The sequence below is a fragment of the Marinimicrobium agarilyticum DSM 16975 genome (assembly GCF_000423345.1).
Taxonomy (GTDB): domain Bacteria; phylum Pseudomonadota; class Gammaproteobacteria; order Pseudomonadales; family Cellvibrionaceae; genus Marinimicrobium; species Marinimicrobium agarilyticum.
In genome coordinates this window covers 65,990-77,832 of record NZ_AUHU01000010.1, presented here as the reverse complement: position 1 = coordinate 77,832, position 11,843 = coordinate 65,990, and the positions used below count along the sequence as shown (strand labels likewise).

The following is an 11,843-nucleotide window of genomic DNA, read 5'->3' as shown; positions in this document are numbered from 1 at the left end:
CGGGATACAGACATGAAAATTTACGGTGAGAAAGAAATTTGGTTCGTCACGGGCTCTCAGCACCTGTACGGCCCCAAGGTCCTGGAGCAAGTGGCGGCCAACAGCCAGGAAATTGCCGACGGCCTGACCGGCTCCGACAAAATCTCCGCCAAGATTGTGGCTCAGCCGACGGTGAAAACGCCGGATGAAATCCTGGACGTTTGTCTGCGCGCGAACAACGACAGCAACTGTGTCGGCCTGATTCTGTGGATGCACACCTTCTCTCCGGCGAAGATGTGGATCGCCGGTCTGAAAGCCCTGAACAAGCCCTATATGCATCTGCATACCCAGTTCAACGCCGAGCTGCCCTGGGCCGACATCAACATGGACTACATGAACCTGCACCAGAGTGCCCACGGTGACCGCGAGTTCGGCTACATCGGCACCCGGCTGCGCCAGGAGCGTCGCGTGGTGGTGGGTCACTGGAAGCAGGATCGCGTTCAGCAGGAAATCGATGACTGGTTGCGCGTGGCCATGGGTTGGGCCGAGTCTCAAAGTCTGAAAGTGGCTCGTTTCGGCGACAACATGCGTCAAGTGGCTGTGACCGAAGGTGACAAGGTCGCTGCGCAGATTCACTTCGGCTATGAAGTGCATGCTTTTGGCCTGGGTGATCTGGCTGAAATCGTCGACGCCGTGAGCGACGACGATGCCAACGCCCTGGTGGACGAATACCTGAAGACCTACGAAGTGGCCGAAGAGGTGCTGAAAGATGAGCACCAGATGGCCATGATCAAGAACGAAGCGCGTCTGGAAATCGGCATGGAGCGCTTCCTGGAAAAGGGCGGCTTCAAAGCCTTTACCAACAACTTTGAAAACCTGACTGGCCTGACTGGCCTGCCCGGTATGGCCACCCAGCGCCTGATGGCCAAAGGCTATGGCTACGGCGGTGAAGGCGACTGGAAAACCGCGGCCATGACTCGCATCGTGAAAGTGATCAGTCAGGGCAAAGAAGGTGGCACTTCTTTCATGGAAGACTACACCTACAACCTGGGTGCTCGCGATCAGGTGCTGGGTGCCCACATGCTGGAAATCTGCCCGAGCATCGCGGCGGAGAAACCCCGTCTGGAAGTGGCGTTGCACACCATCGGCATTCGCAAAGACATCGCCCGCCTGAAGTTTACCGGTAAGCCCGGGCCGGCCATGAACATCACCACCGTGGATCTGGGTACCCGGTTCCGTATCGTGGTGAACGAGCTGGACACCGTCGCGCCCCCGGCCGACCTGCCCAACCTGCCGGTTGCCTCCGCGTTGTGGGAGCCGCGCCCGAACCTGGGTATTGCCGGCGCCGCCTGGATTCACTCCGGTGGTGCTCACCACAGTGTTTACAGCCAGGGTGTGACCACCGAGCAGATCATCGACTTCGCCGAAATGGCGGGCGTCGAGGCCGTGGTGATCGACGAGGACACCAAGGTCCGCAAATTCAAAGACGAACTGCGTCAAAACGCCGCTTACTACCACTTGAAGCAAGGCGTATAAGGCTGAACAGCCGGCGAGTGTCTTCGGACACTCGCCGGTTTTTTCTATCTGGGCCACTCCACTATAAAACCCCGCAAAAGGCTGCCCGATTATGAAAACGAATAAACTGACGATTCTGGAGAAAGTGGGTTTTGGTAGCGGCGATACCGCCGTGAACCTCGTGATCTCCTCGATGTTCCTGATCGTCTCTTATTTCTATACCGACATTTTTGGTCTCAAGCCCGCCCATATGGGTATCCTGTTTCTGGTGGCCCGGTTGGTGGATGCGGTAACCGACCCGTTGATGGGTTTGATTACCGATAAGGTCAACACCCGGTGGGGTCGCTACCGTCCTTACTTCCTGTTCATGTCGATCCCCTTCGGCTTGTCCATCTTCCTGATGTTCTCCACGCCCGATTGGAGTTACAACGCCAAGCTGGTCTGGGCTTACGCGACGTACATCCTGGTAACGGTGATGTTCACCTCGGTGACCATTCCCTATATCTCCCTGATCGGTGTGCTGACGCCCGACCCGAAAGAACGTTTGTCCGCTAACGGGTATCGGTTGTTCTTTGCCAAAGTGGCGGCCTTTCTGGTGACCATCATTGTTCCCATCATGGCCGAGAGCTGGGGCGACGGTGATCTGGCGGTCGGTTACCAGGCGTCCATGGGGCTGATGGGTATTCTGGGTACGCTGCTATTACTGTTCTGCTTTTTCACCACCACTGAGCGAGTGAAGCACCAGGTACAAGATAAAACCCTGGGCGAGCAGTTCAAAATTCTGATCAAAAACGACCAATGGTTGATTCTATGCGCCGTCTGTTTCACCGGAACGCTCGGATACGTCGTCCGAAGCTCCGTCGCCGCGTACTACGCCAAGTACTACTTGGGCGCCGACGCCACCATGCTGTCCGCTTTTATGACGACCGGGGTGACCGGGGCACTGCTGGCGATGATCGCCTCGACCTGGATCACGAAACGGTTCTGTAAGATCCAGCTGTTCCGCTGGACCCAACTGGCTGTTGGCGTTCTGAGTGTGATTATGTTCTTCGCCGTTCAACCGGGCGATGTCTGGTTGGCCTTTGCGCTGTATTTCCTGATCTCCTTCGTCGTTGACCTGCATGCGCCGGTTTTCTGGAGCGCCATTGCGGAGGCGGTGGACTACGGCCAGGCCAAGACTGGCAAGCGGGTATCCGGCCTGGCATTCGGCGGTATCAGCTTCTTCCAGAAAGCAGGCATGGGCGCGGCCGGTTTCATCGTCGGTCTGCTGCTCACCTACTTCAACTATGAAGCCAACGTTGAACAGAGCCCGTTCACTCTGACCGGCATCGCCCTGATGTTGTCCGTGATCCCGGGCGTTTTCCACGCGATCATGGGTGGCCTGATGTTCAAGTACAAAATTACCGACAAATACTACGAAGAAATGAAGCGGGAGAGCTTGGCAGATACCGCTCTGGCTGAGGCTGACCCGAACGTTTCATAGATTGGTGACGGCGGAGCCGAGCGCAGCGGTCTGTACCGCTGCGCATCCACCATTGCCACGATTACCGAACTGGAGAATGAAATGGCTGAAATGCTGACCCCCCTGATCGAACAGCGCGCGGACCCTTACATCCACAAACACACCGACGGCTACTATTACTTCACTGCCTCGGTACCGGCTTATGATCGCCTGGAGCTGCGCCGCGCCAAAACCATTGCCGGCCTGCCCGATGCCGAGCGTGTGGCCGTGTGGCACAAACCGGAGACCGGTCCGTTGAGCGAACTGATCTGGGCGCCTGAAATTCACTTCAATCAGGGCGCCTGGTACATCTACTTTGCGGCGGCGCCGACTCGCGAAATCAAAGATGGTCTGTTCCAGCACCGGATGTACTGCATCAGCACCGAGGCGGCCAATCCTCTGGAAGGGACCTGGACCGAACCCAAGCAGATCGAGACCGGCATGGACACCTTCTGCCTGGACGCGACCACCTTCACTCACAAAGATCAGCTGTACTACGTCTGGGCCCAGAAGGAAGAGGGGATTCCCGGTAACTCCAACCTTTACATTGCCCCCATGGATACGCCCGATGCGATTGCCGGTGAGCCGGTGCGCTTGACCGTGCCCGAGCTGGAGTGGGAAACGCGAGGCTTTCTGGTCAACGAAGGCCCCGCGGTGTTGATTCGCAATGGTCGTATCTTTCTCACCTATTCCGGCAGCGCGACTGATGAGAACTATTGCATGGGCATTCTTTGGGCGGATCAGGATGCGGACCTGCTCGACCCAAACAGCTGGACCAAATCCCAAAAGCCGGTGTTCCAGAGCGATATGGAAAACGCCATTTATGGTCCGGGCCACAACAGCTTTACCGTGGCCGAAGACGGCGAGACCGACATGCTGGTTTACCACGCGCGAACCTACACCGAGATTGAAGGTGACCCGCTGTGGAACCCCGATCGCCATACCTTTATTAAACCCATCAAGTGGGACAACGACGGTTTCCCGGTTTTCGGCAAACCGTCCATGGTGGAATAAGCTAGACCACGCTCTCTGAATGAGGTACGAGATAATGAACGTAACACAGTGGTTAAAAAACACGGCGGTTTCTTTGATGGCGCTGGTCGCTCTGGGCTGTCAGGCAGAACAGGGCAAGCAGGTCAGCATTCACGATCCGGTGATGGCCAAAGAAGGGGATACCTATTACCTGTTCAGTACCGGTCCGGGTATCACCATCTACAGCTCCGAGGACATGGTCCATTGGCAGCGTCAGGGCCGAGCCTTTGAAGGGCAGCCGGACTGGGCAAAAGACGTCGCGCCTGAGTTCAACGGCCACCTGTGGGCACCGGATATTATCTACAATGAAGACGAGAAAAAGTGGTACCTCTACTACTCGGTTTCTGCCTTTGGCAAAAACACCTCGGGTATGGGGGTCACTACCACCAAAACCCTGAACCCCGAGTCCGACGATTACGGCTGGGAAGACCAGGGTATGGTGATCCAGTCTGTCCCCAATCGGGATATGTGGAACGCCATTGACCCCAACGTCATCGTCGACGAGCAGGGAGAGGCCTGGTTCAGCTTCGGCTCTTTCTGGGGCGGCATGAAGATGTTCAAGCTCAACGAAGACTGGACCGCTCCGGCCGAACCTCAAGAGTGGTACACCATTTCCAAGCGCGAGCGCTCCATTCTGGTGGATGACACTGAAGCCGGTCCCGCGGAAATCGAAGGGCCCTTCATTTTCAAACACGGGGACTACTACTACCAGTTCGTCTCCTGGGGTCTGTGCTGCCGCGGTGCTGACAGCACCTACCATATGGTGGTGGGTCGTTCCAAGAACGTGACCGGCCCCTACGTGGATAAAGAAGGCACACCGATGAACAAGGGCGGTGGCACCGTCATTCTCGAAGGTAACGATGAGTGGTACGGTCTGGGCCACAACAGCGCGTACACCTTTGATGGCAAGGACTACCTGGTATTCCATGCCTACGAGGCGGCGGATAACGGCTTGCAGAAACTCAAAATCGCCGAAATCCAGTGGACCGACGATGGTTGGCCGGAAATCGATCCCGCTGTACTGAACGAGTACCAGAGCGTTCTGATCGAGGAATAACCGCCGAAAACCTATGCCCTGCGCGAGCGCTGGATCCCGCGTAGGGCACGGTAAGGCGATAGCCGCCACCTGCCATAAATAACCAATCGTCCCACCACGCCTAAAATAACTTGGTGAGCTCTATGCGAAAACTCCTCCCCACACTGCTGGCCGCCACCCTGATCGCCGGCTGTACCCAAACCAACGAACGCACAGAACCGACCTCCGCGGCCGTTGAAACGTTTCCCTTGAGCAGCGTCCGTCTCCTCGACGGCAGTCCGTTTAAAAACGCTGAGCAGACCAACCTGCAATACATCTTCACCATGGATCCGGACCGCCTTCTGGCGCCGTACCTGCGCGAAGCGGGGCTGGAGCCAAAAGCGGACACCTACGGTAACTGGGAAGGGTCGGGCCTGGACGGTCATATTGGCGGGCACTATCTGACGTCACTGGCGTTGGCCTACGCCTCCACTGGCAACGGCGAAGCCTTGAGCCGCCTGAACTATATGCTCGACGAGCTGGAGCGGGCGCAGAAGGCCAATGGCAATGGCTATCTGGGTGGCGTGCCGGGGAGCACGGCGCTGTGGGAAGAGATTGAAAGCGGCAATATCGATGCCGACCTGTTTGCGCTCAATGGCAAGTGGGTACCCTGGTACAACGTTCACAAGGTGTTTGCCGGTTTGCGGGATGCCTACCTTTATACAGGCAGTGAACAGGCCAGACGGATGTTGGTAAACCTGTCCGACTGGGCGATTGATCTGGTGGATGGTCTGAGCGATGAGCAAATTCAGGCCATGCTGCGCACCGAATACGGCGGCATGAACGAAGTCTTTGCCGATGTGGCCGAGATTACCGGTGAGGATAAATACCTGAGGTTGGCCGAGCAGTTTTCTCATCATTTGATTCTCGATCCCCTGCTGCAAGACGCGGATGAGTTGAACGGTCTACACGCCAATACCCAAATTCCAAAGGTCATCGGCTACAAGCGTGTGGCCGAACTCAACGGCGATGAAAGCTGGAGTGAAGCCGCCGACTTTTTCTGGCACACGGTGGTTTACGAGCGCTCCGTCGCCATCGGCGGCAACAGTGTTCGCGAGCACTTCCATCCCACTGACGACTTCAGCTCCATGGTCAGTGACCGGGAAGGGCCGGAGACCTGTAACACCTACAACATGCTCAAGCTCTCCAAAATGCTTTACGACGATGCGGCGGAGCTTGAGTACATTGATTACTACGAGCGTGCGCTCTACAACCACATCCTGTCCAGCCAGCATCCCGAGCACGGTGGTCTGGTGTATTTCACCTCCATGCGCCCGGCCCATTACCGCATGTATTCCCAGCCGGAGCAGGCTATGTGGTGCTGCGTCGGCTCGGGTATCGAAAATCACTTCAAATACGGTGAAATGATCTACGCCCACCGGGGTGAGAATCTGTTCGTAAACCTGTTCATACCCTCTCGGTTAACGTGGGAAGAGCAGGGTATTTCTTTGGCTCAGGAAACCGCGTTCCCTGACTCCGACACCACGCGATTTACGCTTGAACAAGGCAGTGGCGATTTCGCCCTGAATCTTCGCTACCCCGTTTGGGTTGCTGAAGGGGCGATGCAGGTGAGCGTCAACGGACAGTCCGTCCAGGTGAATGCCGAACCCGGTGAATACGTGACTGTCGATCGGGACTGGCAGGCGGGTGACAAGGTTGAAGTGACCCTGCCGATGACCACGCGTCTGGAACAGCTGCCGGACGGGTCGGATTATTACGCCGTGCTTCACGGCCCCATCGTTCTGGCCTCTAAAACCGATGTGTTCGAAAACGAGACTCTGAACTTTCTGAGCGACGACAGCCGCATGGGGCATATTGCCCAAGGCGCCCTGTGCCCACCGGAGGCGACTCCCGTCATGGTGTCGGAGCCGGAAGAATTTCTGGCTCAGTTGAAACCTGTGGCGGGCCAGCCGTTGACGTTTTCCGCGAACGCCGGTCTGGATGTGCCGAATCAGGAAACGGTAAAGCTGGTGCCTTTTTTCCGGGTCCACGACAGCCGTTATACGGTTTACTGGCCTCAGGCGGGCGGTGAGCAGAGTGAAGCGCGTATCAAAGAGGAACGGGCCCGGCTTGCGCTGGAAGCTCTGACCATCGACAGCGTGGCTCCAGGTGAGCAGCAGCCTGAAGCAGACCATTTCTTTGACGGCGAGGATACCGAGGCCGGTGTACATCTCGGCCGGCACTGGCGGCACGCGGCCGGTTGGTTCAGCTATGACTTGCGGGACCCACAGCACCAAGCCAAGTTTCTGCGCATCACCTACTTCGGGCCGGACGCCGGACGTGAGTTCAGTATCAGCATCAACGACCAGAAAGTGGCGGATGTTCAGCTGGAAGAAGGTAAAGGGGCCAACTTCTATTATGTCGATTACCCCTTACCGGTTGACCTGGTGCGTAAGGCGGAAGACGGTGTCCTGACGTTGAAGTTTGAAGCCAAGCCGGGCTCGATTGCCGGGGGCATCTACGGCGTCCGCCTGCTACGCGACAAACCATAACTCAGGTGAAGGCGGATGCAGTCTCCAGCCGCATCCGTCTTCACCTATAGTTGACCTCCGAGTAGGGTTGGTAAGGCGATAGCCGCCACCTACCCCTTATCGCTCCGATCGACTCTGTCGTTTGCTTACCAAGGCAACTCCTGCCCATTCGAATGCCAAAAGGTCCCGGTATTCTCCAGCGTCAACTCATCTATCCGCTTCACCAACCGTTGGGCGGCCTCGTCCGGCGTAATGTCGCCATGCCCGCCAATCATCTCGGTACCGACCAGCCCGGGGTGAAGAATGGCAACGGCCACCCCCTGGCTCTTAAGATCCTCGCTCAATGATTTACCGGCCGCGTTCAAGGCGGCCTTGGACATACGATAGCCATAGCGGCCACCACTGGTATTGTCGGTGATAGACCCCATGCGGCTGGTAATCAGAGCGACTTTTGCGTCGCCGGCCAGGTTGCCCCGAAGCGCATCGGTGACCAGGAGCGGCGCTAAAGCGTTGGTTTCAAACTGCGCCCGTATGGTCTCGGTACTCAGTGAACCCAAAGACTCGTTCCGCAGAATGCCCGCGTTGTTGATCAGAAGGTCGATAGTGACTCCTTCCAACGCTTTGGTCAGCCGGGCAATGCCCTCCTCGGAGCTGACATCCACACCGTCAATGATATTGGCGCCGCTGTCTGCCAACGCGTCCGAGGCTTGGCGGCAGGCCGCATAAACAGTATCGCCCCGCGCCAGATAACGTTTTACGAACGACAGGCCGATACCCCGGTTGGCACCAGTGATTACCACAGTCTTGCTCATACAGCTCTCCTAAAACAGTTAAGTATGACTAGGAATGGGGTAATTCCGTCTCATTTCAACCCTGGCAGGGTTATGGTTTTAATGAATATAAGCATATTTTATGACTAATTACTGGAAGAGTATGTACTTTGGAGCTATAAATACCCTTGAGAGTGCAGGGGGATATATTGATTTTATATTATATATAATCTTATTTTTAGAGTAAAAAGATGAATATGGCGACAATTGACGAGTGTTATGGCTATGATTCTGTAATTTAAATCAAATTCAGGTGACAAATGTAATACAAAAGTATTGATGGTACTTTTATATTACGATAGTATCCTTGATACTCCGATTTAAAAATAACCAGGTGCCTCGAAAGCAAGCCGAAATATGTCGGTCCCTCTTCGGGGTACGTACGCAAACCGCAGGAGAGTTGCAATATGTTTAAGCGTTCCCTACTGAGTCGCAGTATCGCTGCCTCAATCGCCCTTTCAGGGCTTCCTATCTTGGCGCACGCTCAAGACACCCAAGACAATCAAGATCAATCCGAAGCACAGCCTCTTCTGGAAGAGGTTATTGTTCGCGGCGTTCGTAGCAGTGTTATGAGCGCACAGAACATCAAGATGGAATCCCAGCAAGTCGTTGATTCCATTGTGGCTGAAGACATTGGTAAGCTGCCAGACAACAGCGTGGCAGCTGCTCTTCAGCGTGTTCCCGGTGTGCAGATAACCCGCGCTAATGGCGAAGCCAGCCAGGTTCTGGTGCGCGGCTTGCCGAATGTCGTGACCACGATCAATGAAAGAAACATTTTTACTACAACGGGTCGTGGTATTGCGCTCGCCGACATCCCTGCCGACTTGCTGGCCCGAGTAGACGTCAAGAAATCTGCCAGTTCCGATGATTTGTCTGGCGGCCTCGCGGGTGTGATTGATGTGTACCTGCGCCGCCCCTTCGACTTTGATGACGGCTTGACCGTTGCTGGTGGTCTCCGGGCCGTGCGGAGCGAAAAGGCTGACGCGACCGACCCGATCGGCAGTCTCACTGTCAACAACAACTGGAGTTCGTCGGCAGGCGACTTTGGCGCTCTGTTGAGTGTGTCCTATCAAGATCGTCAGTACATGGATCAGGTCAATTTCAACACCGCGCCGGAGCTGCAGAACGTTACCGATCCGGGCTCCTTGACTCCTCCGAACCCGGACGAGCCGGTATTGATGCCTAATGTGATCGGTTCTTATTTCCGGTATGGGGATCGCAACCGTACGTCTGCAAATGGTGCCTTCCAGTTCAGTCCTGATTCTGGCAGTGAGTACTATGCAGAGTTTTTCCATGTGTCCTACGAACAGGACTCGCAGCTTAACTTTTGGGTACCTCTCCCGACTTGGGGCGGCCCAGCAGGACGCGTGACAGAATTCAAAGGCGACACCAATGTCGTGAAGGAGTTCGAGCGAGATAACGCGCCCGGTACGATTACAAGTAATCAGGCGTTCTTTAACAGCTCAGACACAACCCAGGTTGCTGTCGGTGGTGAATGGTTTTTTGACAATATGACGGTGTCCTCTGACCTGGCTTACACCACTAGTGAAGCTGACAACCGTTCTTTTATTTTGGACTTGGTGTTCTTCGCGCCTCAGATCACTTATGACTTTTCCCAAAACGGAAGTGGTGCCTCTGACGTAGAGATTCGTAACGCGGATGGAACGCCATACAACCTTTTTGACCCTTCCCAGTATGAGCTCAATCAGTTCTTTGACCAGCGCAGCCGGCAAGAAGGTGAGGAGGTTGCCTGGAAAACAGACTTCAACTACGAAATAAACAGCAGCTTTATCAATACCGTGGACTTCGGTTTCCGCGTTGCTCAGCGTAGTGCGTTCAATCAGGAAGCGGATACGGGCGGTAGCCCGAACATCTCCGGTTCTGTTGTGCCTTTGACGGACTTCCCTGGCTTGGAAGATCGGACACCCGCCGGTTTCTTGGATGACGTGGTAGACTTGGAAACTACTCAGTGGTTAACACCAAACCGTGAGTATCTTCTGCGCAATCGTGAAGATATTCGAGAGGCGTTGGGGTACGACCGGTTGCCTGAGGGGCCGGAGTATATTCCAGAGTTGTTTTTTGACAACGAAGAGAATAACTACGCACTCTATGCAAAAGCCAACTATGAAACCGAGTTGGCTGGACTGCCGCTGGATGGTCAGTTTGGCGCACGCCTGGTCCGCTTAGACTCCAGCTTGAGTGGTACCAGCACCGTTGATGGTGAGGTTCAGCCTGTAAACGAAGATTCTACCGATGACCGGTTGCTCCCAAGTGCAAGTGCCCGTCTTGAATTGACTGAAGACTTGTTCCTTCGCGGCGCGGTCAGTCAGACCATTACCCGCCCGGGCTTCGCTCAGTTGAACCCGTCGACGGCGTACTTTCAGCCGACGCCAACACAGCCTGACTTTGGGACAGGCACTGGTGGTAACCCGGAGCTCGACTCTGTTGAGTCGGATAACTTCGACCTTTCTCTTGAGTGGTACTTTGATGCGGCCGGTTCTTTAAGCGGCGGATACTTCTATCGTGATATTCAGGGGTACATTCAGTCGTACGCCTCTGAGGAGATGCGCGATGGCGTTCCCTATCAAGTAACTCGCCCGCAAAATACCGGCGACGGTTTCTTGGAAGGGTTTGAGTTCGCTTATACTCAATTCTTCGACAGCCTTCCGGGAGCCTGGTCCGGGTTTGGTATTCAGGCAAACGCCACCTTTATGGATGGCGAGGCTGAGACACCGCCCGATGCGGAAGGCAACACAGAGATGCAGCCGTTGCAGAATGTGTCGGACGAGTCCTATAACTTTATCGTTCTCTACGAAAAAGGACCGTTTAACGCGCGTTTGGCATACAACTGGCGCAGTGAGTATTATCTGAGCTTTAATGCTGCGGGCGCCCAACCGGGTAATTCCGTTGTGGTGACAGAGACTGATTCACTTGATCTGGCTCTGAACTATGACTTCAATGACAACTTGACCTTCTTGGTCGAGGGTACAAACCTGACTGACTCTGTATATAGCGACTACTTTGGTGGCGATTCCGCCGCCGATGAGTATCTCTACCCCAGAGACACGTTTGCTCGCGAACGTACTTACTCGGTAGGTGTACGTTTCCGTTACTAAGGGCAATGGTTAGCTGAATCCAAGCCGAAACTTGGCCAACCCTTCGGGGTTGGCCTTTTTTTTGCCAAAATTGTTCTCCCTTGGGGCTGGACCGCCCCCGACGCGTTAGCTCGTCCTCCGAAAAGTTCCCTCTCCTGTCTCACTGCCCCACTCCTTCTTGTGACGCCCATCACAAACCGTGCAATCGGTTGGGCGTCAAATACAACTTGTCTTCTAAATATCATTTTATATGACTAAAATCCGCACGGAACCGGTTTCACGAACGGTTCTGTAGGACACCCACAAAGTGAACGAGCGGCACACCAAGCCGCTAAAAAACGGATT

The 11,843-nt window shown here is 55.2% G+C and carries 7 protein-coding genes; 6 read left to right on the top strand and 1 reads right to left on the bottom strand.

Annotated features, from left to right (window positions below):
• The first annotated feature begins 12 nt into the window (after window positions 1-12).
• The 5 genes from araA to G547_RS0111645 all read left to right on the top strand — a co-directional run bounded on the left by araA (window position 13) and on the right by G547_RS0111645 (window position 7,594).
• Entirely contained in the window at window positions 13-1,515 is a 1,503-nt protein-coding gene (gene araA / locus G547_RS0111665) for an L-arabinose isomerase (protein ID WP_027330014.1), read from the top strand.
• 91 nt (window positions 1,516-1,606) lie between these two features.
• Window positions 1,607-2,977: an MFS transporter gene (locus G547_RS0111660; protein WP_027330013.1), complete on the top strand. Its 1,371-nt coding sequence runs from the start codon at window positions 1,607-1,609 to the stop codon at window positions 2,975-2,977.
• An 81-nt stretch (window positions 2,978-3,058) separates the two neighbouring features.
• The gene (locus G547_RS0111655) at window positions 3,059-4,009 is read left to right on the top strand and encodes a glycoside hydrolase family 43 protein (RefSeq protein ID WP_027330012.1); all 951 of its coding nucleotides are present in this window, start codon (window positions 3,059-3,061) and stop codon (window positions 4,007-4,009) included.
• Window positions 4,010-4,043: 34 nt separating this feature from the next.
• The gene (locus G547_RS0111650) at window positions 4,044-5,084 is read left to right on the top strand and encodes an arabinan endo-1,5-alpha-L-arabinosidase (protein WP_036188270.1); all 1,041 of its coding nucleotides are present in this window, start codon (window positions 4,044-4,046) and stop codon (window positions 5,082-5,084) included.
• Window positions 5,085-5,206: 122 nt separating this feature from the next.
• On the top strand, window positions 5,207-7,594 hold the full coding sequence (locus G547_RS0111645; RefSeq protein ID WP_027330010.1) for a glycoside hydrolase family 127 protein: 2,388 nt from the start codon (window positions 5,207-5,209) through the stop codon (window positions 7,592-7,594).
• 125 nt (window positions 7,595-7,719) lie between these two features.
• Here the strand turns inward: G547_RS0111645 and G547_RS0111640 are convergent, their stop codons facing one another.
• A complete protein-coding gene (locus G547_RS0111640; protein ID WP_027330009.1) occupies window positions 7,720-8,385 on the bottom strand; it encodes an SDR family oxidoreductase in 666 nt (221 codons plus the stop codon).
• Between the two features lie 425 nt (window positions 8,386-8,810).
• Between G547_RS0111640 and G547_RS0111635 the strand changes: the two genes are divergently transcribed.
• Window positions 8,811-11,519: a TonB-dependent receptor gene (locus G547_RS0111635; RefSeq protein ID WP_027330008.1), complete on the top strand. Its 2,709-nt coding sequence runs from the start codon at window positions 8,811-8,813 to the stop codon at window positions 11,517-11,519.
• Window positions 11,520-11,843: the final 324 nt, after the last annotated feature.

What these genes read in the sequence shown, in the direction of transcription:
- G547_RS0111650 (WP_036188270.1), top strand. Translation starts at nt 4,044, where the DNA reads ATGAACGTAACACAGTGGTTAAAAAACACGGCGGTTTCTTTGATGGCG.
- G547_RS0111640 (WP_027330009.1), bottom strand. Translation starts at nt 8,385, where the DNA reads ATGAGCAAGACTGTGGTAATCACTGGTGCCAACCGGGGTATCGGCCTG.
- G547_RS0111635 (WP_027330008.1), top strand. Translation starts at nt 8,811, where the DNA reads ATGTTTAAGCGTTCCCTACTGAGTCGCAGTATCGCTGCCTCAATCGCC.
- G547_RS0111660 (WP_027330013.1), top strand. Translation starts at nt 1,607, where the DNA reads ATGAAAACGAATAAACTGACGATTCTGGAGAAAGTGGGTTTTGGTAGC.
- G547_RS0111655 (WP_027330012.1), top strand. Translation starts at nt 3,059, where the DNA reads ATGGCTGAAATGCTGACCCCCCTGATCGAACAGCGCGCGGACCCTTAC.
- araA (WP_027330014.1), top strand. Translation starts at nt 13, where the DNA reads ATGAAAATTTACGGTGAGAAAGAAATTTGGTTCGTCACGGGCTCTCAG.
- G547_RS0111645 (WP_027330010.1), top strand. Translation starts at nt 5,207, where the DNA reads ATGCGAAAACTCCTCCCCACACTGCTGGCCGCCACCCTGATCGCCGGC.